The following is a 24,710-nucleotide window of genomic DNA, read 5'->3' as shown; positions in this document are numbered from 1 at the left end:
TGTAGTAGTGTAAAAATACGTCATATTTAGTATCGAAAATAAATATAATGTTGGTTTTATATTATAAATAAATAAGATTGTTTAATCTCTTTTCAACGGCATACATTCGTAGAAATTTTAAAATACTGCTTATGGAATCAAACCATACGATGAACAAAGTAACAGCGGCAACGCTATTAATCGCATTTGGAATCATTTACGGTGATATTGGAACAAGTCCTTTATATGTAATGAAAGCGATAATTGGCGAGACTCGCGTGATTGAAGAGAGCATTGTCTACGGAGGCGTATCATGTGTTTTTTGGACTTTGTGTTTTCAGACTTCTATCAAATATGTATGGTTGACACTAAAAGCGGATAATGATGGCGAAGGAGGAATTTTTTCTTTGTATTCATTAATCAAGAAAAAAGGTAAAAACCTAATTATTCCTACTATCATTGGAGCTTCTGCTTTGCTCGCCGATGGAATTATCACTCCCCCCGTTTCCGTCTCTTCCGCTGTTGAAGGACTACGAATGCTAAACGGACTCGAAAATCTACCTACCATACCTATTGTAATCTTCATCCTTTCGATGTTATTTTTCTTCCAACGATTTGGAACAAATAAAGTAGGAAAAATATTTGGACCATTTATGGTTTTATGGTTTACAATGCTTCTAGGCTTAGGAGTTTTACATATTGTACATCATCCAAGTATCATCAAAGCATTAAATCCTTATTACGCGTATAACTTGTTAATGAATTATCCTCACGGATTCTGGATTCTTGGCGCTGTATTCTTGTGTACAACAGGTGCAGAAGCGTTATACTCCGATTTAGGACATTGTGGTCGAAAAAACATTAGAATTAGTTGGTTGTACGTTAAAATTTGTTTAGTAACAAACTATTTAGGGCAAGCAGCTTGGTTAATGCACCAAGACAACCCTATATTAGACGGTAGAAATCCTTTCTACGAAATGATGCCAGATTGGTTCTTAATTCCTGGAATTTGTATTGCCACGGGTGCAGCTATTATTGCATCACAAGCTTTGATTACAGGATCTTTTACATTAATCAATGAAGCAATTAACTTAGGTTTCTGGCCAAGAACATTAATTATTCAACCAAACGAACACAAAAGCCAAGTTTACATTCCTACAATCAATTTTATGTTATGGGCTGGCTGTGTCTTTATCGTTCTATATTTCGGAGATTCGTCCCATATGGAAGCCGCCTACGGTCTTGCCATAACGGTTACCATGTTAATGACGACTTTCTTGTTATCCTATTATCTTAATTATTATACAAAATTCAACAAAGTATTTATTGTGGCAATTTTATCGATATTCGTAGCAATAGAATCTTCATTTTTCGTAGCAAATGTGATCAAATTTGTTGATGGTGGATATTTAGCTTTATTAATGGGATGGCTGTTCTTTGTAATAATGTATTGTAGTTTTTATGGAAAAATCCTTAATTCTCGAAACTTAGAATTCGTAAAAATAAAGCGCTACGCAAATGTATTAACAGAATTGAGCGAAGATAAAACAATCAATAAATATTCGACTTTCTTGTTTTACTTAACGAAATCTACGAATCCGAAAAATATCGAGAAATACAGTATTCAATCTATTTTATCAAAACGTCCAAAACGAGCAGATGTCTATTGGTTTATAAACATTAACCGAGATAGTGAACCTTATACGTTGAACTATAAAATATTGCCAATTGTCAATCAAAAAATATATCGAATTACATTTAATGTAGGATTTAGAGTTCAGCCAAAAACAGAACAATATATCAAAAAAGTAATTAACGATATGTATGCAAATGGAGAATTAGAGTTAAAATATTTGAGTACATGTTTGAAAAAATACAATCAAGATCCTGATATGAAATTTATTTTGATTGAAAAATTCCCTTCAATTGAAACCAAATTAAGTATGAAAGAATTTTTCACACTGAAAATTTATTATCTTTTAAAGAAAATAGAATTCAACATTCCGAAATCTTTTGGTCTAGAGAAGAACGACGTTGTTGTAGAACACATTCCTCTTTATATGCACAAACATAATATTGACGATTTAAAAAGAATTCAATAAAAGAATAGAAATCCTGAAAAATTATTTTCAGGATTTTTTTGTAAATATTTCAATATTGATAATTATCAAATAATTTTTATAAATTTATATCAATCAACAAGATAAAATATTTATAAAAAATTAAATTATGTTCGAAATTTATCAAGACAAAGCAGGAGAATATCGTTTTCGTTTGAAAGCTAAAAATGGACAAAATATTTTAGCAAGCGAAGGTTATAAACAAAAAGCAAGCTGCGAAAATGGAATTGAATCTGTTCGCAAAAATTCTCAAGATGATTCTAAATACGAATTAAAAGAAGGTTCTTCGGGTAAATGGCATTTCAATTTAAAGGCAACAAATGGGCAAGTAATTGGAACAAGCCAATCGTACGAAACTGAATCTGGTGCTAAAAATGGAATTGCTTCTGTAAAAACAAACGCTGCTGATGCAGAAGTAAAAGAAGTAGAAGGTTAATTACAAACCATTATAAAAAGCTGAAGCCTTGGATAAATCCAAGGCTCAACCTAATTAACACTAATATGAATTAACACTAAAAACTTATGAAGTAAAATAATGTTCAACTTTATTTTAGATGCGATCTAAGCATCCAAGCAGTTTTTTGATGTTGTTCTAATAAACCAACTAAGAAATCCGAAGTTGAGATATCATGAAACTCATCAATTTCTACTACAGCCTGCGCCAAAAAGTCAATAATAACTTCGTGATCGTGTAGTAAATCAGCAATAAAACTTAAACTATCTTTGTTTTTAGTTTTTCTTGTTTCTGATAAGTGAGCTAACTGCAAATACTCTGCCATAGTTGCTGGTGCATAAACATCTTTTTGACGAATTTTTTCTGCAACATCATCTATAACAATTTGTAACTCGTTATATAACGATTCAAAATACACATGTATTGTCTGAAAATCAGGACCTTCTACATTCCAATGTGCATTTCTTGTTTTTAAGTATAAAATATGTTCATCAGCTAATAATTTAATTAAAATATCAGCGATTTTTTGTTTTTTTTCTGACGATAATAATTTCATATGATTAAATTTTATATTGTCTATTTGATTAACTTTACTAATGCAAATATAGAACCAGAAAACGAATGAATTATAGATTTATTAAATCTTATTTCTATTCTTTTATAATTAAAAACTATGAACGATGCGAATTAACTTAAAATAAATAATGATGTTTACTTAAAAACAGAATTACTATTTTTGATGAGACAAATTTATAGTGGTTTTTTCAATTAGAGCCATTTTTAAAAGTTAAAAATTAATTAAATTTCTATGAAAAAGTTACTTTTATTTATCATTTCTTTAACCCTAAGCAATACTGCTTTTTCTCAAATTAATCAAAATTAAACGCTTAATAATAATTGGCGTTTTGGAGGTGGTTTGTGACTATCTTTTGGGAATAATAGCTATTTTAGGGTTTAATATTTCTCCAAGTGTTGGATAGATGGTTGCAAACAATTTAGAATTGGGTGCGACAGCAGGTTATCAGTATGCGAAAGATGACTATTTAAAGCAAAATTTGTTTAATGTTGGTCCTTACATTAACTTTTTTCCAATCGAAAATATTTTCTTGAGAGCCAATTATATATACTACACAGGAAAACAAAAGTACAACGATCGTACGCCATATTACAACAGTATTTATGAAGCTAACATGGACGAATCTGCGTTATAGTTGGGAGCTGGATATCAATCGAGCGGGCCTGTAAGATTTCAAGCTGGTGTGATGTACAATGTTTTATACAAAGAAAACGAAAGTATATTTTCTTCAGGATTACAACCTTTTATGGGCGTTTCAATCGGATTATAAGTCATAAAAAATCCATCTAAAGTTTTTAGATGGATTTTTTTTATTTATTTCAATTCGTCTTTTAAAAATTTTCCTGTCACACTTTTAGAATTTTTAGCAATTTCTTCTGGTGTTCCTTCGGCGACAATTTTACCTCCTTTACCTCCACCATCAGGACCAATATCAATCACATAATCAGCCAACTTTATCACATCTAAGTTATGCTCGATGATGATAACCGTATTTCCAAATTCCACAATTTTATTAATCACTTTCATCAACACATTTACATCTTCAAAATGCAAACCTGTTGTCGGTTCATCTAAAATATAAATTGTTTTTCCTGTCTGTTTTTTTGCCAATTCTGTTGCTAATTTCACACGTTGCGCCTCTCCTCCACTCAATGTTGTCGACTGCTGACCAAGCGTGATGTACCCCAAACCTACATCTTGCAACATTTTGACATAACGATATATTTTCGGAATCGCTTCAAAGAATTCTACCGCTTCATTAACCGTCATTTCTAACACATCCGAAATCGATTTTCCTTTGTAACGAACCTCCAACGTCTCACGATTAAAACGTTTACCATTACATGTTTCGCATTCGACATGAATATCAGGTAAAAAATTCATTTCAATCACACGCAAACCAGCTCCTTGACAAGTTTCGCAACGTCCACCTTTTACATTAAACGAAAAACGTCCAGGTTTGTAACCTCTAATTTTGGCTTCAGGTAAATTTGTAAACAACATACGAATATCAGAGAAAATTCCTGTATAAGTCGCAGGATTAGAACGAGGCGTACGACCAATTGGGGATTGATCCACTTCGATTACTTTATCCAAATGCTCTAAACCTTCAATTTTTTTGTAAGGCATTGGATCTTTTTCTGCTCTAAAGAAATGTTGATTCAGAATTCTGTACAACGTTTCATTAATCAACGTTGATTTTCCAGAACCTGAAACACCCGAAACTACAACCAACTCTCCTAAAGGAATGGTAAGATTTACATTTTTCAGGTTGTTTCCAGATGCTCCAAAAAGTTTTAATTCATTCCCATTACCTTTTCGACGTTCTTTTGGAACTTCGATTTGCAACTGATTGTTTAAGTATTTTGATGTTAATGTATTTGATTTTAACATTTGTTCTGGCTCGCCTTCCCAAACGATTTGACCACCATTTTTTCCTGCTTTTGGTCCAACATCAACCACATAATCCGATTCCAAGATCATGTCTTTGTCGTGTTCTACAACCAAAACCGAATTTCCGATATCGCGTAATTTCTTTAACGAATCTATCAATCTGACATTATCGCGTTGATGCAAACCAATACTTGGCTCATCTAAAATATACAAAACATTCACCAATTGAGAACCAATTTGCGTTGCCAAACGAATTCGCTGCGCCTCGCCTCCAGAAAGTGTTCTAGAAGAACGATTAAGGCTCAAATAATCTAATCCTACATCTAATAAAAAAGATAAACGTGTATAAATTTCTTTCAGAATCTCATGCGCAATTTGTTGTTGGTTCGACGTCATCGAAACTGGTGCGTTTTCAATCCATTTTTGCAACGATTGAAGGTCCATTTCCGCAACTTCACCAATATTTTTATTGTCAATTCGGAAGAAAAGCGATTCTTTTTTAAGACGTTTTCCTTCGCAAGTTGGACAAATAACTTTCTTTCCAAACTTTTTGTTAATCGAACTTGAAGACGGATTATTTTTATCTTCCATAATTTCAGAAAGAAATTCATTCAATCCTTCAAAATCAATTTTATATGTTTTTTTGACTGATGCAAACTTAAGATCAACATTCAATGTTTCTTTCAAACCATTCATTACATCATCAATCAATGCTTGAGGAAGTTTTTTGAACGCTACTTTCTGGTCTATATTATGTTTGACAAAAATCGCTTCCAATTGTTTTTCTATTCGAGAAGATGATTTTAACGCTTCAAATAATTCTTCCAAATTATCAAACAACGATTTTTCGCTATCTTGAAATAATTTTTCGTGATTAACCACTTTCAACTCACCTAGACCTGTACAAGTTGGACAAGCTCCTTTTGGCGAATTGAACGAAAATGTATTCGGTTCTGGCAATGCATATGACATTCCTGTCGACGGACACATCAACGAGCGAGAAAAGAATTTGGTTTCATTGGTTTCATAATCCAAAATCATCGTAATTCCGTTTCCTTGCTGCATTGCATGATCAATACTTGAACGCAAACGTTGATCGTTCACCTTATCATTCAGCAACATTTTATCCACCATCAATTCGATATCATGCGTTTTGTAACGATCTAACATCATTCCTGGTGCAATATCTTTCAACTCACCATCAATGCGCATTTCAAGAAAACCTTTTTTAGAATATGTCACAAAAACCTCTCGATAATGACCTTTTCTTGAACGTACAATTGGCGCTAAAATCGCAATTTTCTTCTCGCTGTATTGTGTTCGAATCAACTCAATGATTTGCTCTTCTGTATAAGCAACCATTTGTTCGTTTGTTTCGACTGAAAAAGCGGTAGAAGCACGCGCATACAACAAACGAAGAAAGTCATATATTTCTGTAATTGTACCAACAGTAGAACGTGGATTTTTATTGGTCGTTTTTTGCTCAATTGCAATAACAGGCGACAAACCATCAATTTTATCAACATCTGGACGTTCTAAACCTCCCAAAAATTGACGTGCATAAGCCGAAAAAGTTTCGATATAACGACGTTGTCCTTCTGCATAAATCGTATCAAAAGCCAACGAAGATTTCCCACTTCCACTTAAACCCGTGATTACCACAAGCTCGTTTCGAGGAATCTTTACATCAATATTTTTTAGATTATGTTCACGTGCACCGTAAACTTCAATAAAATCTTTGTCCATGTTCGTTTGTAAGAAGTTGCAAAAATACAAAAAAAGCCACATTACTGTGGCTAAGTGTACTTTAAAAATTGTTAATTCTTAAGTATTTATTATTTTTTAATTGGAATATAAATTCGAGAAATTAGTTTTAAACTATCTGTTTCCTTCGGATCGTTTAACATAATTTCTAATTGTTTTGTATCCAGTTGTAGTTTTTTAGATTTTGCATAATTCTTCATTTTTTCGATTGTTTGCGCACGCTTAGAACGAGGTCCTAAATGCAATGTCAACAAATAATCTCCACCAGGAACAACTACTTTTTTCATGTCCTTTTGCAAAGGCAAATCTTCTATTAATTGTATTCCAGCAAAAAATATTGTCTTATCTTTTTCTTTATCAAAATCAGTAAAGTAGACATATGGGAAACCTAAATCGAAATCAAAACCACCTTCATCTTTATTCATTAACGATTTATAAATCACCTCAAAAGCGCCATCCACTTTATCCATTATATCTTTTTCTGCTAAACTTGACTGTTTACGAATCGCAAATAAATTTGTTCGACCTAATTCTACAATTCGATATTCACCATAATTCAATCGTCCTTCTTTTTGATCCTTATCTAATCTAACTTTCACTTTTTGATTTAGGTTATCCAAAGATTTTTCAAATTTAGATTCAGGATTTTTGAAAAAAGCAAAATAGCGGTAGAAATAAGGAATTTCTTGACTTAAATAATTCAATTTTGTAGTTGTTTTCCCATTTTCTTGTTGTTCAAATTTGACATTCAAACTATCTAATTTTTCCCAACCATCATATTTTATCGTATAATTAACGAAACGATTAATCGAAAAATTTTCAATCGTTACTTTTCCTGAAGCAATTGAAGCATCTTCTGAATCCCATATCATATAATTTTCGTCCTCTTCTTTTGTATTCGAAAATTTCTTGATTGTCAAAGAATCCGAAGCTGTAAATTGTTGCCATTTCGAGAATTGACGAAGATTATAAAATTCGTCGTACACCAAACCAACAGGTGCATCAAATTCATATTGCATTTCTTCGTCGAAACGATTCGGTAAAACGATTGGTAATAAAGCCAAAACCGCAATAATGATTACTAAAAAAAGATTTATTTGTTTCATTTACAAAATTGATTGTACAAAAATAGAAATACTTTGTAGGACTCTTAATATTAATCTGAATTAATCTGTTAAAAATAGTATATTTGAGTAAATAATATAAACTTATGGACTTTACTAATTTAATTCAAGGTGCAATGGGACAACAAATTTTTGCTTCTGCTGCAAAACAATTAGGGATTAATGAATCACAAGCTCAAATTGCTGTTGCAGCAGCTGTACCTTTTTTATTGTCTGCTTTAAATAAAAATGCTCAAAGCGGAGGTGCTGAAGGAATTTCGAATGCTTTGAATCAACATGACGGGTGTATTTTGGATAATCTTTCTGGATTTTTAGGTCAAGGAGGAAACCAACAAGATGGATTAGGAATTTTAGGTCACGTTTTAGGAAATAAACAACAAAATGTAGAATCTGCAATTTCTCAACAATCTGGATTGAATACAGAACAAGTTACTCAAATTTTAGCGTTAGTTGCGCCAATTGTAATGGGCTACTTGGGTAAACAAAAACAATCTGCTGGATTAGATTCAAATGGGATTGCTGGATTATTAGGCGGTTTAGTTGGTGGTTCTACAACTCAAACAAACCAAAGCGGAGTAAATTTAGGAGGTTTCGAAAAATTGTTAGATCAGGATGGTGATGGACAATTAGGAATTGGAGATGCCATGAGTTTATTGGGTGGATTTTTCAAAAAATAAGTCTTGTCTTAAACTGAATAAAAATACAAAATTTATTAAGCAGGAAATTTTCCTACTTTTTTTGTTTCAAAAATTATCAACCTAAAGATTCTGAGCAGTCAAAATTATCAACTTCATAAATATCAAAAGTTTACTTTAAGAAATATGTTGTTTTTTTATTATTGATTGTAATTTTATCAATATTCAAACACAAATAACATGGATACTTTATTTTACTCAGAAAAATTCATTCAAAGAATTAAATCAAAAAACCCTAACGAAAAAGAATTTTTACAAGCAGTTGAAGAAGTTTCCGAAACCATTTTACCATTTGTAGAAGAAAACCCTAAATACAAAAAGTTCAAAATTCTTGAAAGAATTGCAGAACCAGAACGTATTATTCAGTTTAGAGTAACTTGGGTTGATGATAAAGGCGAAATCCAAATCAACAAAGGTTATCGTGTACAAATGAATTCTGCGATTGGTCCTTATAAAGGTGGTTTGCGCTTTCATCCATCTGTTAATCTTTCTATTCTTAAATTCTTAGCTTTTGAACAAGTTTTCAAAAACAGCTTGACAACTTTACCTATGGGTGGCGGAAAAGGTGGTTCTGATTTTGATCCAAAAGGAAAATCGGACATGGAAATTATGCGCTTCTGCCAATCTTTTATGAGCGAATTATCTCGTCATATTGGTGCAGATGTCGATGTTCCTGCTGGTGATATTGGCGTTGGAGGACGAGAAATTGGTTATTTATTTGGTCAATACAAACGAATGCGAAACGAATTTACAGGTGTTTTAACTGGAAAAGGATTAGAATATGGTGGCTCTTTGATTCGCCCAGAAGCTACTGGTTATGGTTTATTATATTTTGTAGAATGTATGTTAGCCGAAAAAAAAGAAACCTTAAAAGGAAAAACAGTTTCTATTTCTGGTTCTGGAAATGTTGCACAATATGCTGCTGAAAAGTCTCTGGAATTAGGCGCAAAAGTGGTTACACTTTCTGATTCTTCTGGATATATTTATGATGAAGACGGTTTTGATACAGAAAAACTAAATGTCATTTTCAAAATTAAGAATGATGATTACGATAGAATTTCAAAGTATGTTGATTATTATCCAAACGCTAATTTTTTCTCCGACCAAAATCCTTGGAAAGTTCCTTGTGATATAGCTTTGCCATGTGCAACACAAAACGAATTGGATTTACAAGATGCGCAAACTTTACATCTCAATGGTTGCAAATTGGTTGCCGAAGGTGCTAATATGCCAACAACTCCCGAAGCGGTTCATTATTTTTTGGATCATCAAATTTTATACGGTCCTGGAAAAGCTGCGAATGCTGGTGGTGTTGCAACTTCTGGATTGGAAATGTCTCAAAATTCGATCCGTCAAAATTGGAACAGAGAAAAAGTAGATTATCGATTAAAAGAAATTATGATAAAAATTCATCACCAATGTAAAAAATATGGAAAAGGTGAATTTCAAGAAAATATAAATTATTACAAAGGCGCTAATATAGCTGGTTTCGTAAAAGTTGCCGATGCTATGATTGCTCAAGGAATATAAAAATCCATTTATAAAATTCGGTTCCCTTTACTGAATTTAGAATTCAATTGTTTGTTATTAAAGCTGGACTTCTGTTCAGCTTTATTTTTTTAGAGTGGAAAATTAATTTTAAAGCCAATTCCACGAACAGATTCAAATTTTATGGTTTCATCGTTCTGAAAATATTTGCGCAAACGTGTCATAAAAACATCCAAACTTCTACCCATAAAATAATCGTTTTCGCCCCAAATTTTTTCTAAAATCTCTTTACGACTCACTAATTTTTGATTATTCTGAATCAAGAAACTCAACAATTCTGCTTCTTTTTCTGTTAACTGAAATTTTTCTTCTTGATAAGATAATTGCAATTGATTTGGAAGAAAAACATAAGCTCCAATTTTGATCAATTCTTCTAAAACAGGTTGATTTCGTTTCAAAATATTTTTTATTCGCAAGACCAATTCTTCAGGATCGCAAGGTTTTGTGATATAATCATCTGCACCTAATTTCAACCCTAAAACACGATCAAAACTTTGCGCCTTAGCAGTCAAAAACAAATATGGGATTGTAATGGTTTCGGCTAATTTTTTCGCCAAAGAAAAACCATCAATTTCGGGTAACATGACATCAAAAATGATTAATTGAGCTGATTCCAACGATTCTATTTCCTTCAATAGTTTTTGTGGATGATCAAACCAAGTCACTTCAAAATCAGAAAATTCTAGATATTGTTTGAGAACAGTTCCCAAATCTTGATCATCTTCTACTAAAATTAATTTAGTTTTCATTCGGCAAAATGATTAAAAATTGAACACCTTTGTCTTTATTATTCTGAACGTTAATTGTTCCTAAATATCGTTCGATTGTATTCTTGACCAAAAATAATCCAACACCCAAACCGCTTACATTTTGGTTAATAGAACGATTCACACGATAATATTTATCAAAAATAAGAGGCAAATCATTGGTTGGAATTCCAATTCCATTATCCGAAAAATTCAATGTTATTTTTTTTTGAAATTTAAAATCTAATACAATTTCAGTAGCTCCATATTTGACTGAATTTTCAATTAAATTCTGAGCAATTTGTTTAAAATCGTTTGTTTTCAGTACATTATTTTTCTCGAAAATACTTTGATTAATAAGTTTAATTTCTGGATATTGAAGTTGAATCTTTTGGATAATTTCATTCAAAATAACCTCATCTAACAATTCAGAATTTTCGTCATTTTTTACAAAAATAGAATCAACAGTTTGCTCCAAACGATTAATTTGTCTGTTCATCATTTGTTGCGTTTCTGGATGTTGAACTTGATGCAAAGCAAATTTCATCGTCGTAATTGGCGTATTCAATTCATGCGCAATAGAGTCTATTGTCAAATGTAATTGATTGATTTTTTCTTCTTGTTTCGATAAATTTTTAAGACTTTTCCAATACAAAAAGACAATTAATCCAACAATCAACAAACTCACAATGATTAAAGGAATAATTTTCTTGAGAATTAAAAATTTCAAATTCAGCAATTCAAAATCTGTCTTTCCTCTAATTTTATATTTATGGCGTTCATTTTTATTAATTCCTAAATCAGAATCTGTTTGATTACTAATATCATCCGATGACCAAACACTTTGATTAATATTAGTTGGTTTCGCAATTTTATTTGTCGTTTCGTAAATCACATACTTTTTCTTTGGCAATAGTTCTTTATGATTCAATTCATCATAAACCGAATAAACATCTGTACGAAGCGCTATTTCAAAATTATTTTCCTTAGAATAAACGTCTAATAGAGAATCTACAATTGGCGTATAAATCTCATAATTATAATCTACTTTCGTTCGAATTATTTGTAATTCATCAAACTGTTTTTTTTCATCATGATTCAGTTTTTTGAAATAATCTAAAATCTTATCATCATTAGAATCTGTTTCATATTTTGACATAAAATTCATCACTTTAACTCCAATTTCACACGCCTCTTTATTCATATCTTTCTCAATCAATCGATACAAATTGTAGATATAATACCCTTGCAATGCAACCAAAACGATCAATGCAAAAGAGAAAATAAATGTATAATGTTTTTTAGATAATTTCATAAGCTTTCCATCAATTCAAAAATACATTGTTTTCGCACATAAATTACACATTAACTCATCGTTAACCGTTCATTAACCAAGTAAAATCGAAACTTGAAAGAGATTTGTTAAAAATCTGAACCATGAAAATAGTAATAACATTTTTTCTGCTACTTCCAAATTTAATTTTTGCACAAATTATTTCTGGAAAAATTATCGATGAGCAAAATCAACCAATCAAAAATAGTTCTATTGAAGTTGAAATTCCTTCACAAGATCCAATTGTAGCTGAATCGAATGAAAATGGCGAATTTAATTTTGAGCTTCATCAAGCACAATCATTTACAATTTACATTAAAGAATTTGGTTACCAAGAATTTGAAAAGACATATCAAGCTAACTCAGAAAACTCTTTGATTATTACGCTTCAAAAAGATGAAACAATTAACTTAAAAGACGTTGTTTTTTCTAGTCAAAAACCTTTGTTGAAACGAAAAATTGATCGAATAGAATTTAATGTCGAAAATACGCCTTTGCAAAATTTAAGTGCTTGGGATATCGTGAAAAACACGCCAAATGTTCTTCTAAAAAATGAACAGTTAAGTGTGAGAGGAAATACGCAAATTTTAGTCACAATTAATGATAAAAAAACATTAATGTCCCAAGATGATTTGAAACAATTGTTGGAAAATACTGATGGTGCAACAGTTTCTTCGGTTGAAGTCATTACCAATCCGCCTGCAAAATATGAAGCTTCTGGAAGCGCGATTATAAATATTAAAATGAAGAAAAATGTGCTTTCTGGTTACAAAGGACAAATTGCGACACGTTATCATCAATCTATTTATAGCAAAGGAATGCTGGGTACTACCCAATCTTACAATACAGAAAAATGGCAATTGACAGGAAGTTATTATTTTGTGAATGGAAAATATGTTCGCAAGAATTTTGATGTAACAACTTATGAAAAAGATCAGACACGCTGGGAAAGTGACATGATTCGTCGAACAGTTGCGAAACAACAACATATTTACAACTTTGCTTCTCAATATTCAATTGATAGTTTACAGAATTTTCAGTTTGGAATAAATGGTTCTAGAAATCCTGCTTCAATTGGGAATTATAACGTTCCGACAAATATTTACAATACAACAAATAATCAACTTGAATCATTTTATAAAACACAAAATCATCGTCGCGAAGCTTCAAATAATTTTAATACGTATTTGGTTTATGACAAAAAAATTGCGAAAAATAATTTGACTTGGAGTAACAATTTTAGTCATCGTTATTACAAAGAAAATCAAGATGTTTTAACAAAACTGAATTTCAAAGATAAACCTTATGAAGAAAATCGTTTTTTGAGTGCTGCACTTCAAAAATTGAATCTATTTTCTACACAAATTGATTATAGTTTCACTAATGAAAATTTCGGCTTGGAAGCGGGAGCGAAATATAGTTTTGTAAAGAATGATAATGATTTGGATTTCTTTGAATCGATCCAAAATCAAATCGAATATCAACCCGAAAAAAGTAATATTTTTAATTACAAAGAACAGATTTTCGCCTTATATATTTCTGGAAATTACAAATGGAAAAAATGGGAAGCAAAAGCTGGTTTGAGATCTGAAATAGCTCTTATAAATACGATTTCTGATAATCCAATTAGCCAAAATAAACGAACAAATACCGATCTTTTTCCAACTTTATATGTACTATATAATTTTGAAAATGCTGGACAAATTGGTTTGAATTATGGAAAAAGAATTGATCGACCAGATTATAATTTCTTGAATCCTTCAAAATCATATTACAATCTGTTTTCTTATTTTCAGGGCGATGCCAATGCGATTTCTACGATTATCCACAATTTGAGTTTATCTTACACTTTGAAAGATTGGAATTTTGAAGCCTATTATCGATACGAGAAAAATCCAACGATGGAAATTTCTATTCAAAATCCTGAAACTTTCGAAACAGTTTATCATTTTACAAACATCAAAAATGGAGAAGCTTTTGGAGCAAATCTTTCGAAAAATTTTAATCTAAAATCGTGGTGGAAACTGAATTTATTTACAATGGGAGAATATAATCAAAACTATTATTTTGGGCCAGATAATCTGCAATACAAAAACGATGTCTTTTTTTATCACCTTTCATTGAGCACTCAATTGGATTTAGACAAAGCAAAAACATTTAATATTTCGGCTGGATATCAATATAATTCGAAGGCAATTCAAGGTTCGTTTGATATTAGTTCTTCTCAAAACACCTATTTGATTTTAAACAAAAAAATATGGGATAAACGTTTCGAAATTGGTTTAGTTTTCAATGATATTTTTAAAACCGATCGCAATACAATTTCCACGAAATACGCAAATCAAAATCAATATTTCAAAGATTATCGCGATACACAATACTTTATGTTGAATTTGAAATATAATTTCGGAAATCAGAAAGTAAAAGAAGCGAAACAAGCACAAAAAACAGCGGAACAAAATAGAATTTAGCGTTACAAAAAAACTTAAGTTTTATTAAATTTGAGGAAAAGCAATAAAATGAATTCAGTAAAAATCATTCGAACAAATTCATCTAACAAAGATTTTCAAGAATTAGTAATAGAATTAGATAAAGATTTAGCGATAAGAGATGGCGAATTTCATTCTTTCTTTTCGCAATACAATAAAGTTGACAAAATAAATCACGTTGTTATAGCCTATTTAAACGAAAATCCTGTTGGTTGTGGCGCTATAAAACATTATTCTGACACGACCATGGAAGTGAAAAGAATGTATGTAAATCCTGATTATAGAGGAAATAGAATTGCGGCTAAAGTTCTGAATGAATTAGAAAATTGGGCAATCGAATTAAATTATGAACGATGTATTTTGGAAACTGGATTGAAACAACCCGAAGCAATCTCGTTGTATGAACGATGTGATTACACAAGAATCGAAAATTACGATCAATACAAAGACATCGAAGAAAGTGTTTGTTATGAGAAAATATTGAACTAAAAAAGCCTCTAAAATAGAGGCTTTCAAATGAATATATTTTTAAAATTTTATCCTTTATAAATAACAGTTCCTCCAGCTTGCGCTTTTGGAAAAATTGTAACATCGGCAATTTGTACATGTTCTGGTTGTTGCAACAAATACTCTATTGCATTTGCAATATCCTCTCCAACCAATGGCTCAAAACCCTTGTATACATTATCCGAAAGTACTTGATTTCCTTTGAAACGAACCAAAGAAAATTCTGTTTCTACTGCTCCTGGTGCAATATTGGAAACTTTGATTCCGTAAGGCAACAAATCATAACGCATTCCTTTACTCAACGATTCTACCGCCGCTTTCGACGCACAATATGTTCCTCCATTTGGATAAACTTCTTTTCCTGCAATCGACGAAATGTTGATGATATGCGCATTTGATGATTGTTTAAGAATTGGAATAATTGCTTTCGAAACGTAAATTAATCCTTTTACATTGATATCAATCATTGCTTCCAAATCTTCCAAATCAGCTGTATCAAAAGGTGCTAATCCGTGCGCATTTCCCGCATTATTGATTAAGATATCAATATTTTTCCATTCATTTTCTAAACTTTCTACTGCATTAAAAACAGCTTCCTTGTCTCGAACATCAAATTGAATGGTTTTCACGTCCGTAATTTGACTCAATTCTGCCTGAATTTCATCTAATCGTTCTTGACGGCGCCCACACAAAATTAAACGATAATTTGGTGCTAATTTCTTTGCTGTCGCCATTCCTATGCCAGATGTTGCTCCGGTTATGAAGACTGTTCTATTCATTTTCTTAAATTATTAAAAGTGCTTTTTTAAGACCGTCTAAGATACAAGCTAAAAAGAAATTAAAAAATGATTTATCCTGTTTTCGTTCGATATTTTCTACTTTTTCTTCTTTCATTTTTCCACGCGAATCATTCTTTACAGCAGCGTTTCCTATAGCCGACAAAAATTTTCTTTTCGAACCATCATCACGCAAAACATTCACTTTCAAATCTTGATAATCTATTCCAAAATTTCCGCTTGCAGCTTTATCATTTCCATCAAAATTAAATTTTATTTGATTGAAAAATCCGTCTACAGAAACCTTAAGATACGGTTTCACAAAAGGATCAAGATTTTTTGCAGGAAGTTTTGAAATTGAACCATTGATATTAAATTTCTCTGAACGATTCATTGGATTAAATGTCCAATTTGCACGCAAATCACCATTCATAAACTCTGAACGCCAATCAACATCAACATCTGGCAGCGATTTTTTACGATAACCCGAGTTAACATTTTTAACCGTTGCATTTATAGACGAAAACGTCAATTTTCCTGTTCCGATACTTTTTTCAGTTTCTTCCTCATATTCTAATTTAGAATTGACCAATTGCAATTGCTTCACCCCTAAATCGAATTTCATTTCACGTAATTTTTGCGAAAACATTGTTTTACGTTTTGTGTCATCAGGCGGAACCAAACTTCTATAAATATTCGCATAAAGCTGGTTCAATTTTATTTGATTCGCTTTCAAAAAGAAATCTTTTGACGGCGAAATTCCCCACTGAATTCTATTTCCTTGTAATTGCTCGACAGAAACTGTATATAAATCGGCTTGTTTTTTCAATGAAGCTGTATACGCTTTTCGAGAAAGTTTTGGCGTTAATTTTAATTGATTCAACGTCAAGTTTCCATTCTGAAATTGCAAAGCTCCAGTATTTATCTTATACGTTTTTCCTAAATCGAAATCAATTCCTGAAGATTTTAACAACACAGATTTATACGAAAATGGTATTGCTTCTTGAATAGTTTTTGGATCAACATTGATTTGATTAAACGCTAACTGAATTTGCTTCAATGTTAAATTCGGCGTTTTTTGTTTATAAGGAACCACATCTAAATGTCCATTTACCAACGAAATTTTATCAACTTTTATAACATCATTAAACTCTTTTGAGGTTTTTCCTTCGCGCTGCGCCACTCGTCTTGGCTGTCCATAAATCGTAAATTTTGGATTTTTGAAAATAACATGATTAACATGAAGTTCTTTCCCATAATCATTTTTCAATCCTAAAACCGTCAAATTAACATTATTGAAATCAAATTTTTGTGAAGCAATAAAACGCGATTGCTTGATTTGAATCGTATCAATTCCAAGATTAAAATTAATCAAGAACTTTTCTGTTACATTTTCAACTTTCTTCGCAATAACTTTTTCATTCTTTTGATCAATGATTTTCACATTTACCTCATCCAATTTGATTGAATTTGTATGAAAATAGAAATCACCATTTTTTATTCCCCAACTGTTATTATTTAACGTCAAAATTGGTGCTTCGACATCTAATAATGTGTTTGATTTTGTATAATTTCGATTAAATTGATTTTTTGAAATTAATGGTTTCATTTTGAAATTTTTCAGAATCAATTTCTTTTCTGTCAAATCAAAATTAGATGCTGTTAACGTGTGCATTTCATTCAATCGATAATACATCGAATCCAACTTAATACGGAAAGTTTTATAATCAATCGGAATATCATTTGTTCGCGTCAACGCATTCATTTTTATTCCTTCGATATTTAACGACACATTATTTATTGCATATTTTACCGTTTTTGCATTCGAGAAGAGTGAACGAATTTTACCATTTTCTATTTGTAATTTTTTGATATTAATTAACTCCGCATCTTCCGTTTTTATGCTTACTTTTTTAGTTGATTGTTTCTCAACTTTATTCTCAGGTTTGGCAGAAATAATGGTAATTTTTGGATTTTTGAATTTGATTAAATCTGTTTTAAAATATAATTTATCTTCTGAAGTAAATCCCCAATCCATCTTAGAAAGCGAAAGAAGTGGTGATTCAATATCCAATAAATCATTTTCAGAATCGTTTGGAACGTACATTTTTCCGTTCATTTTAAGCGGTTTCATCAAGAAATTATCCAACTCAAAATCAGTTTCATTAAAACGAACTTTTCGTGCTCTAATCAATTGTTGATCTTTTACCACAAAAAACATCGAATCTAATTTGATATCAAAAGCAGAATATCTGAACGGAATTTTTTTGTCCGCTGTTCGCTCATTGAAACGAACGCCATCAAAATCGATCGAAAAATTAGAAACATTTGCTATATGTTTTTTTCCTGATTGAGAATACAAATTAAACTCGCCATTGTTGATATTCACATTGGAAACATCTATACTTTGCCCAACTTTGGATTGTGCTGTATCTTTTTTGACCGAATCTTTTTTCTCTTTGAGATAATAATTTACAGAAGGATTATTGATGTTGATTGAATATGCTGCAACTTCTTTTTTGGTAATTAATTTTATAAAATTGATACCGACAATATTTATTTCTTTCACTTTTCCTGTTGCGTCAATCGAATCCTTTATTAACAACGAATCTTTTGGAGAAACTTCAACATTTTTTAGTGATAAAGACGAATTAAAAATAGAAAAGCTCAAATCTTCGTAAGTCAGATTATAAGCGGTATCGTTTTTTTCTGCAATGATTTTTGGAAGTCGATCATTCAGAAAATAGGAGATGTAAAAACTTAAAATAAAAAGTACCGCAATAATTGAAATTAAAGCGATACCTATTTTTTTTATCCAACGGTTGTTAATCATTGATATAGTTTGGTTAACAGTCTTAAGAACAATTATTATACCAGATATAACAAAATGTTAAATTTATTCGTTGATATCGTAGATTTCTTTGATATTTTCTAAGATTTTATCGAAGTTTAAATTCAAATCAATTAATTTTCCAGTAAACAAATCGAACACCCAACCATGTACTTCTAATCCATTTTCCATTGCACGTTGTACAAAAGGATTTTTTACCACATTTACACATTGTTCTTGTACATTTAGCTCTACCAAACGGTTGTAACGCATTCCTTCGTTTTCGATTGCATTCAATTCTTCTGAATGTAAACGATAAACATCACGAATATTACGCAACCAAGGATTCATAATTCCTAAATCTTTCGGAATCATTGCAGATTTAATCCCACCACAATTATAATGTCCACAAACTACAATATGTTTCACTTTTAGGTGTTCTACCGCATAGTCTAAAACAGAAGTGGTATTCATATCCAAACTAATTACCATGTTCGCTATATTGCGGTGTACAAAAACCTCACCTGGCTCCGCTCCCAACAATTCTTCTGCCGTCACACGACTATCCGAACAACCAATGTAAAGCACTTCTGGATTTTGACCAGCCGAAAGCTTATCAAAATATTGCTCGTCTTGTCCTAAACGTTTATTTACCCACTCTTGGTTGTGTTCAAAAACTTTTTCTAAATTCATAATTTTCTAAATTACATCTTGCACTTCTGGATGTTTACCAACATAAACGCTCACATAACTACAAAATGGTATGATTTTCAACTGATTTTTTCTTGCGTAATCTACAGCTTCTAACACTAACTTTTCTGCCAAACCTTGCCCTCTCAATTCAGGATTAACACCTGTATGATTAATCAACATTTGTTCTTCTTTCAGCATAAAAGTTAATTCGCCAACTTCTTTATTATTCTCATCAAGAAGTATAAAAACGCCATTTTTTCCTTCTAAATTCAATTCAATTTTCATAGAATAGTATTTTAAATTCAAATTAATCTTTTTGGATGAGATTTGGTCAAAAAGATTTGTTAAAAGTCTCGATATACAAGACAAATTTACGGGTGAAAAGTTTTTAATTCAAAAAAAATTTAAACAAATAATAACAATCAATTTACAATCATCTTTCTATTTGATAATCAATAACAAGCCATTCTATATAATATTTAATGTATAGGTTTGAGTTTTTTACTTGATTATTTATTACATTTGTTAGATATTTTAAGGAAATATTCTTCATATGAAATTTATTGTATCGAGCAACACGTTATTAAAAAATGTTAACTTAATCGGAGGGGTTATTAACTCTAATAATACTTTACCAATCCTTGATAATTTTTTATTCGAATTGGATGGTAGCCAATTAACTATCACTGGTTCTGATTTAGAAACAACAATTTCAACAACTTTAGAAGTTGAGTCTAATGATAATGGAAAAATTGCAATTCCATCAAAAATCTTAACTGATACGTTGAAAACTTTCCCAGCTCAACCGCTTACTTTTATCCAAAAAGAAGGAAATACGTTGGAAATTGTTTCAGAACAAGGAAATTATCAGTTAGCATTCGAAGACGCAAACGAATATCCTCAAACTCCAGATATCGAAGACGCAAGCTCTACAACACTTAGTGCAAGCATTTTATCAGAAGCAATTATCAAAACTATTTTTGCAACAGGAAACGACGAATTACGTCCAATTATGACAGGAGTCTTCTTCCAAGCAAATGCAGATATTTTCCGTTTTGTTGCTACAGATGCGCATCGTTTGGTAAAATATACTCGCAATGGCTTAGACAATTTACAAGCTGCTGAATATATTATGCCGAAAAAACCACTTAACTTATTGAAAAATATTTTAGGAGGAAATAATGACGATGTAACAATCGAATATAACAATACAAATACACGTTTTTCATTCCAAAACATCGTGTTAACTTGTCGTTTGATTGATGGTAAATATCCTAATTATGAAGCGGTAATTCCAAAAGAAAATCCAAATGTATTAACGATTAACAGAAACTTATTCTTAACATCTTTGAAACGTGTGGCAATTTTCTCTAACAAAACTACAAACCAAGTCCGATTAAAATTAATTGGAAATTCATTGACAATTTCTGCTGAAGATATCGATTTTGCAAACAAAGCAGAAGAAAGACTTCCTTGTGATTACAACGGAACTGACTTACAAATCGGTTTCAATTCTCGTTTTTTAATCGAAATGTTGAACAATTTACAATCAGAAGAAATAACATTGGAAATGTCTGAGCCAAATCGTGCAGGAATCATCAAACCAGTTGATGGACTAGAAGATGGCGAAGAAATCTTAATGTTAGTTATGCCAGTTATGTTAAACGCATAATCAAAAAGAATACATAAAATTCATTTATACAATACAATGAAAATTTCATACAATTGGCTAAAAACCTACATTGATACAGATATAACACTTGATGAAGTGTCTTCAACACTTACAAGTACGGGTCTAGAAGTAGAAGGTGTAGAGCAAGTAGGTGGAGCTAAAAATTATTTGGAAACCGTATTAGTTGGTAAAGTTCTATCAGCTATACCTCATCCGAATGCAGATAAATTAAAAGTTACTAAAATAGATTTAGGAGATGGAAAAGAAACGCAAATTGTTTGTGGAGCTCCTAATGTTGCAGCGGGTCAAAATGTACCTGTGGCAACTGTCGGAACGGTTTTACCTTCTCCTGATGGTGAATTTAAAATCAAGAAGGCAAAAATTCGTGGTGAAGAATCTTTCGGAATGATTTGTTCTGAAGTAGAATTAGGAATTGGTACAGATCATTCTGGTATTTTAGTTTTACCAGAAAATTTAAAACCTGGAACTTCTACGTTTGATCTTTTCGGAAAAAATGATGAAGTTGACCACGAAATCGAAATTGGTTTAACGCCAAATCGTGCGGATGCAATGTCACATTTCGGTGTAGCGCGTGATTTACATGCTGCGCTTAAAACTCGTGATATCGCGTCAACATTCAAAACATATGATGTCTCAAATTATCCTACGACAGATTTCGGAAAAAGTCCTATTTCTATCGAGGTTAAAGATACAGAAGCAGCGCCTCGTTATGCAGGTGTTTACTTAAAAAATCTAAAAGTTGCTGAGTCGCCAGATTGGTTAAAAAATCGTTTGCAAGTTATTGGATTATCACCAATTAATAATGTGGTTGATATTACCAATTACATTTTACACGATTTAGGACAACCTTTACATGCTTTTGATGCAGCTAAAATTGAAGGAAATAAAGTGATCGTTCAAAAATTAGCAGAAGGAACAAAATTCACAACTTTAGATGGCGTTGAACGTACATTAAAAGGACATGAATTGATGATCTGCAACGAAAATCATCCAATGTGTATTGCAGGAGTATTCGGAGGAAAAGATTCTGGAGTTTCGGATGCTACTACAACTATTTTCTTAGAATCAGCATATTTTGAACCTGTAACAATTCGTAAAGGTGCAAAAGCACATGCTTTGAATACAGATGCTTCTTTCCGCTTTGAACGTGGAATTGATCCTAACACAACAATCGATGCATTGAAAAAAGCTGCGATGATGTTAGTTGAAATCGCTGGCGCTGAAATTGCATCTAATATTGATGATATTTACGAAAATCCAATTCAAAACTTTAATGTAAAATTACGTTTACATAAAGTGGTTGAATTATTAGGAGTTGAAATTCCAGAACATAAAATCAAATCGATTTTAGAAAATTTAGAAATTAAAATTTTGTCAGAAAATGATGGAATTTTAGATTTAGAAGTTCCAGCTTATCGTGTAGATGTACAACGTGATGTAGATTTGATTGAAGATATTTTGAGGATTTATGGATACGATAATATCGAAATTCCTTCAAAATTTTCGTTTTCTTATGTTCCAAATCAAAAAGTTAGTCCAGATAAAATCGAAGATTTTATTGCGCGTCAATTGATTTCTTTCGGATTCAATGAAGCGATGAATAACTCGTTAACGAAAAGAGAATACGAAGAAATTTTCTTTTATCCAGAAGGTGAAAGTGTTGCAATGTTAAATCCTCTTTCTGCTGATTTAGCTGTAATGCGTCGCACTTTGTTGAATGGTTTATTAGAAAATGTTGCGTTCAATATCAATCGTCGTAATTCGGATGTTAAATTGTTCGAATTTGGGAAAGTTTATCGCAAAATTGATGGTATTTACGAAGAAAATAAATGTTTAGGAATCGTTCTTTCAGGAAACTTTAATAGCGAATCGTGGACAGGTAATTTACGTAAAGCTTCATTTGCTGATTTGAAAGGTTTGATTAAACAAATTTTTGTTCGATTAGATATTCAAATTACAGATGAGTTACCTGCAAAAGATGATAATTTCTTAGATGGAATTGAATTTGTTTCTGATCAAAAATCATTAGGAAAACTTGGAATCATCAGCAAAAAATTAGCAAAAAAATTAGGCGTTAATCAAGATGTTTTCTTTGCTCAATTAAATTGGGATGCAATGGTTGCTTTAGCAAACAAACACGATTTGAAATACAAAGAAATCTCTAAATTCCCAGGTTCTCGTAGAGATTTAGCTTTATTGCTTGATTCTTCTGTGAAATATGAAGAATTGTACAAAGCGACAAAAGAAGTCAAAACGAATTTGTTGAAAGCCGTTAATTTATTCGACGTTTACGAAGGAGATAAATTGCCAGCTGGTAAAAAATCGTATGCTTTAAGTTTTATGATTCAAGACGAAAATAAAACATTAAGCGATCAAGAAATTGATGGTTTAATGAATAAATTAATCAAATTGTATCAAGAAAAATTCAACGCTGAGTTGAGATAATATATTCCGAAAAATGAAAAAGATTGTAACTTTATTTTCAGCAACTATTTTGATGAGTTTTATAGCAACTTCTTGTTCTACAAGTGCAAGTACTGCTAAAATTAAACCTAAATCGGAAGTTTCGATTTCAAATCAAAATTGGTATTTGATCAACGATAACAACGTAGTAAAAGGTTTGTACGATAAGGACGTAATGTTGGTTATTGACGAAGCGAATTCGACTGTAAGTGGTTTTGCGGGTTGCAACAATTTCAATGCTACTTTTACAAAAGTTAGCGGCGTAACAAGCTTTGTTAATTTTTCTGAAACCAAAATGGCTTGTCCTAATTTGCAAGAAGAAAAAGCATTTTTATCGATGTTGAAAAGTGTAAATCGTTACGAAGTTTCTGGAAAAGAATTACATCTTTACAAAGGAAATATCTTATTATTGACATTAAAAACTTTGTAAGTTTTAATCAATTATAAAATCAAAAAGCGCTCTTAGAGCGCTTTTTTTTGTGGTTTATTTTTTCTTTATAACTATTACACCATTAATTCCCTCATATCCATATTTTTCTATAGCTTCAAATCCTTTAATAATCTCAACATTATATTTATTTTTATTAATATTTTTAAGTTTCTTTTTTAATTTATTATTTAAAACTTCAGAATCATTATTAATATAATCTTCAACTATTATCCCATTCGAAGTTTTAGGAAATCTGATATAAAAATTTTCATTATCAAAGATAACAAGTGTTAATCTTTTCAAATATTCTTCCTCCTTTATAAATACATCTTGATTTGAGTAATTTATTAACATTTTTTCCTTTATTAAAAAAGTTTTATTAATCCCATCTTCAATATAATTTAAAGTATCATTTTTAATTTCATATTCAAGATTTAAAAAATTCTTTGTTTTAATTAAATCGCCATAGATAATTGGATATTTTAAAATTATATTGTTATTATTTATAACCTCCAAAACTGATTTATCATTAATTTTAATATATTTTTTCTCTAAAATCTGAGCATTTAAACTTAATGTAGAAAAGTAAAATATTA

At 31.1% G+C, this 24,710-nt stretch carries 21 protein-coding genes; 11 read left to right on the top strand and 10 right to left on the bottom strand.

Features of this window, described 5'->3' with window-relative positions; all coding sequences use genetic code 11:
- The first annotated feature begins 131 nt into the window (after nucleotides 1–131).
- Nucleotides 132–2,081 (top strand): KUP/HAK/KT family potassium transporter, encoded by a 1,950-nt coding sequence (locus B4E95_RS08655; protein WP_291091172.1) that lies wholly within the window; start codon nucleotides 132–134, stop codon nucleotides 2,079–2,081.
- 127 nt (nucleotides 2,082–2,208) lie between these two features.
- Complete coding sequence (locus B4E95_RS08650; RefSeq protein WP_114999163.1) at nucleotides 2,209–2,535, top strand: YegP family protein; 327 nt, start codon at nucleotides 2,209–2,211, stop codon at nucleotides 2,533–2,535.
- Between the two features lie 109 nt (nucleotides 2,536–2,644).
- Here the strand turns inward: B4E95_RS08650 and B4E95_RS08645 are convergent, their stop codons facing one another.
- A complete protein-coding gene (locus B4E95_RS08645) occupies nucleotides 2,645–3,109 on the bottom strand; it encodes a Dps family protein (protein ID WP_291061223.1) in 465 nt (154 codons plus the stop codon).
- 424 nt (nucleotides 3,110–3,533) lie between these two features.
- On the opposite strand from B4E95_RS08645, the gene B4E95_RS08640 reads away from it, so the two are divergent.
- Both B4E95_RS08640 and B4E95_RS08635 read left to right on the top strand, forming a co-directional pair.
- A complete protein-coding gene (locus tag B4E95_RS08640; RefSeq protein ID WP_291075649.1) occupies nucleotides 3,534–3,764 on the top strand; it encodes a hypothetical protein in 231 nt (76 codons plus the stop codon).
- Nucleotides 3,765–3,899: a hypothetical protein gene (locus tag B4E95_RS08635; protein ID WP_291061227.1), complete on the top strand. Its 135-nt coding sequence runs from the start codon at nucleotides 3,765–3,767 to the stop codon at nucleotides 3,897–3,899.
- A gap of 44 nt (nucleotides 3,900–3,943) precedes the next feature.
- Here the strand turns inward: B4E95_RS08635 and uvrA are convergent, their stop codons facing one another.
- On the bottom strand, nucleotides 3,944–6,769 hold the full coding sequence (uvrA, locus tag B4E95_RS08630) for an excinuclease ABC subunit UvrA (protein WP_291091170.1): 2,826 nt from the start codon (nucleotides 6,767–6,769) through the stop codon (nucleotides 3,944–3,946).
- Between the two features lie 89 nt (nucleotides 6,770–6,858).
- Nucleotides 6,859–7,893, bottom strand: coding sequence for a GyrI-like domain-containing protein (locus tag B4E95_RS08625; RefSeq protein ID WP_291091168.1), 1,035 nt, complete (start codon nucleotides 7,891–7,893; stop codon nucleotides 6,859–6,861).
- A 104-nt stretch (nucleotides 7,894–7,997) separates the two neighbouring features.
- Here B4E95_RS08625 and B4E95_RS08620 point away from each other — a divergent pair, with 104 nt between their 5' ends.
- Together B4E95_RS08620 and gdhA are read left to right on the top strand one after the other, a co-directional pair.
- Entirely contained in the window at nucleotides 7,998–8,588 is a 591-nt protein-coding gene (locus B4E95_RS08620) for a DUF937 domain-containing protein (RefSeq protein ID WP_291064254.1), read from the top strand.
- Nucleotides 8,589–8,786: 198 nt separating this feature from the next.
- Nucleotides 8,787–10,136 carry an NADP-specific glutamate dehydrogenase gene (gene gdhA, locus B4E95_RS08615; RefSeq protein ID WP_291064253.1) on the top strand — a complete coding sequence of 450 codons (1,350 nt, stop codon included), beginning with the start codon at nucleotides 8,787–8,789 and terminating at the stop codon, nucleotides 10,134–10,136.
- Between the two features lie 89 nt (nucleotides 10,137–10,225).
- On the opposite strand, the gene B4E95_RS08610 is transcribed toward gdhA, so the two are convergent.
- Nucleotides 10,226–10,903, bottom strand: a complete 678-nt coding sequence (locus tag B4E95_RS08610; RefSeq protein WP_291064252.1) for a response regulator transcription factor — start codon at nucleotides 10,901–10,903, stop codon at nucleotides 10,226–10,228.
- Nucleotides 10,893–12,215 (bottom strand): sensor histidine kinase, encoded by a 1,323-nt coding sequence (locus B4E95_RS08605; protein WP_125350246.1) that lies wholly within the window; start codon nucleotides 12,213–12,215, stop codon nucleotides 10,893–10,895. The genes B4E95_RS08610 and B4E95_RS08605 overlap by 11 nt, the downstream gene beginning before the upstream one ends.
- 122 nt (nucleotides 12,216–12,337) lie before the next feature.
- Here B4E95_RS08605 and B4E95_RS08600 point away from each other — a divergent pair, with 122 nt between their 5' ends.
- Entirely contained in the window at nucleotides 12,338–14,704 is a 2,367-nt protein-coding gene (locus B4E95_RS08600; RefSeq protein WP_291091166.1) for an outer membrane beta-barrel family protein, read from the top strand.
- 48 nt (nucleotides 14,705–14,752) lie between these two features.
- Entirely contained in the window at nucleotides 14,753–15,211 is a 459-nt protein-coding gene (locus tag B4E95_RS08595; RefSeq protein WP_221854632.1) for a GNAT family N-acetyltransferase, read from the top strand.
- 47 nt (nucleotides 15,212–15,258) lie between these two features.
- On the opposite strand, the gene B4E95_RS08590 is transcribed toward B4E95_RS08595, so the two are convergent.
- From B4E95_RS08590 to B4E95_RS08575, 4 genes are all read right to left on the bottom strand, one after another.
- Nucleotides 15,259–16,008 carry an SDR family NAD(P)-dependent oxidoreductase gene (locus B4E95_RS08590; protein WP_291091163.1) on the bottom strand — a complete coding sequence of 250 codons (750 nt, stop codon included), beginning with the start codon at nucleotides 16,006–16,008 and terminating at the stop codon, nucleotides 15,259–15,261.
- A 4-nt stretch (nucleotides 16,009–16,012) separates the two neighbouring features.
- Nucleotides 16,013–18,838, bottom strand: a complete 2,826-nt coding sequence (locus tag B4E95_RS08585; RefSeq protein WP_291091161.1) for a hypothetical protein — start codon at nucleotides 18,836–18,838, stop codon at nucleotides 16,013–16,015.
- Nucleotides 18,839–18,901: 63 nt separating this feature from the next.
- Nucleotides 18,902–19,528 (bottom strand): carbonic anhydrase, encoded by a 627-nt coding sequence (locus B4E95_RS08580; RefSeq protein WP_125350240.1) that lies wholly within the window; start codon nucleotides 19,526–19,528, stop codon nucleotides 18,902–18,904.
- A 6-nt stretch (nucleotides 19,529–19,534) separates the two neighbouring features.
- Nucleotides 19,535–19,813, bottom strand: coding sequence for a GNAT family N-acetyltransferase (locus B4E95_RS08575; protein WP_038337243.1), 279 nt, complete (start codon nucleotides 19,811–19,813; stop codon nucleotides 19,535–19,537).
- A gap of 268 nt (nucleotides 19,814–20,081) precedes the next feature.
- On the opposite strand from B4E95_RS08575, the gene dnaN reads away from it, so the two are divergent.
- The 3 genes from dnaN to B4E95_RS08560 are packed head-to-tail and all read left to right on the top strand — an operon-like array spanning nucleotide 20,082 to nucleotide 24,114.
- On the top strand, nucleotides 20,082–21,200 hold the full coding sequence (gene dnaN / locus B4E95_RS08570; RefSeq protein WP_291072352.1) for a DNA polymerase III subunit beta: 1,119 nt from the start codon (nucleotides 20,082–20,084) through the stop codon (nucleotides 21,198–21,200).
- Between the two features lie 36 nt (nucleotides 21,201–21,236).
- Entirely contained in the window at nucleotides 21,237–23,666 is a 2,430-nt protein-coding gene (gene pheT / locus B4E95_RS08565) for a phenylalanine--tRNA ligase subunit beta (protein WP_291091159.1), read from the top strand.
- Between the two features lie 13 nt (nucleotides 23,667–23,679).
- On the top strand, nucleotides 23,680–24,114 hold the full coding sequence (locus tag B4E95_RS08560) for an META domain-containing protein (RefSeq protein ID WP_291064245.1): 435 nt from the start codon (nucleotides 23,680–23,682) through the stop codon (nucleotides 24,112–24,114).
- A gap of 54 nt (nucleotides 24,115–24,168) precedes the next feature.
- On the opposite strand, the gene B4E95_RS08555 is transcribed toward B4E95_RS08560, so the two are convergent.
- Nucleotides 24,169–24,710, bottom strand: a 542-nt coding sequence (locus tag B4E95_RS08555) for a hypothetical protein (protein WP_291091157.1), incomplete at its 5' end; no start/stop codon positions are given.

Origin of the sequence: Empedobacter sp. UBA7494 (assembly GCF_002478465.1) — a bacterium.
Taxonomy (GTDB): domain Bacteria; phylum Bacteroidota; class Bacteroidia; order Flavobacteriales; family Weeksellaceae; genus Empedobacter; species Empedobacter falsenii_B.
Note: the sequence above shows the minus strand (reverse complement) of the source record. Positions and strands in the feature narration are given on the sequence as shown.

Coding starts and splice junctions, on each gene's coding strand:
- B4E95_RS08575 (WP_038337243.1), bottom strand. CDS start 19,813: ATGAAAATTGAATTGAATTTAGAAGGAAAAAATGGCGTTTTTATACTT.
- uvrA (WP_291091170.1), bottom strand. CDS start 6,769: ATGGACAAAGATTTTATTGAAGTTTACGGTGCACGTGAACATAATCTA.
- B4E95_RS08645 (WP_291061223.1), bottom strand. CDS start 3,109: ATGAAATTATTATCGTCAGAAAAAAAACAAAAAATCGCTGATATTTTA.
- B4E95_RS08585 (WP_291091161.1), bottom strand. CDS start 18,838: ATGATTAACAACCGTTGGATAAAAAAAATAGGTATCGCTTTAATTTCA.
- B4E95_RS08625 (WP_291091168.1), bottom strand. CDS start 7,893: ATGAAACAAATAAATCTTTTTTTAGTAATCATTATTGCGGTTTTGGCT.
- B4E95_RS08650 (WP_114999163.1), top strand. CDS start 2,209: ATGTTCGAAATTTATCAAGACAAAGCAGGAGAATATCGTTTTCGTTTG.
- pheT (WP_291091159.1), top strand. CDS start 21,237: ATGAAAATTTCATACAATTGGCTAAAAACCTACATTGATACAGATATA.
- B4E95_RS08605 (WP_125350246.1), bottom strand. CDS start 12,215: ATGAAATTATCTAAAAAACATTATACATTTATTTTCTCTTTTGCATTG.
- dnaN (WP_291072352.1), top strand. CDS start 20,082: ATGAAATTTATTGTATCGAGCAACACGTTATTAAAAAATGTTAACTTA.
- B4E95_RS08610 (WP_291064252.1), bottom strand. CDS start 10,903: ATGAAAACTAAATTAATTTTAGTAGAAGATGATCAAGATTTGGGAACT.
- B4E95_RS08595 (WP_221854632.1), top strand. CDS start 14,753: ATGAATTCAGTAAAAATCATTCGAACAAATTCATCTAACAAAGATTTT.
- B4E95_RS08655 (WP_291091172.1), top strand. CDS start 132: ATGGAATCAAACCATACGATGAACAAAGTAACAGCGGCAACGCTATTA.
- B4E95_RS08620 (WP_291064254.1), top strand. CDS start 7,998: ATGGACTTTACTAATTTAATTCAAGGTGCAATGGGACAACAAATTTTT.
- B4E95_RS08600 (WP_291091166.1), top strand. CDS start 12,338: ATGAAAATAGTAATAACATTTTTTCTGCTACTTCCAAATTTAATTTTT.
- B4E95_RS08640 (WP_291075649.1), top strand. CDS start 3,534: ATGGTTGCAAACAATTTAGAATTGGGTGCGACAGCAGGTTATCAGTAT.
- B4E95_RS08560 (WP_291064245.1), top strand. CDS start 23,680: ATGAAAAAGATTGTAACTTTATTTTCAGCAACTATTTTGATGAGTTTT.
- gdhA (WP_291064253.1), top strand. CDS start 8,787: ATGGATACTTTATTTTACTCAGAAAAATTCATTCAAAGAATTAAATCA.
- B4E95_RS08580 (WP_125350240.1), bottom strand. CDS start 19,528: ATGAATTTAGAAAAAGTTTTTGAACACAACCAAGAGTGGGTAAATAAA.
- B4E95_RS08590 (WP_291091163.1), bottom strand. CDS start 16,008: ATGAATAGAACAGTCTTCATAACCGGAGCAACATCTGGCATAGGAATG.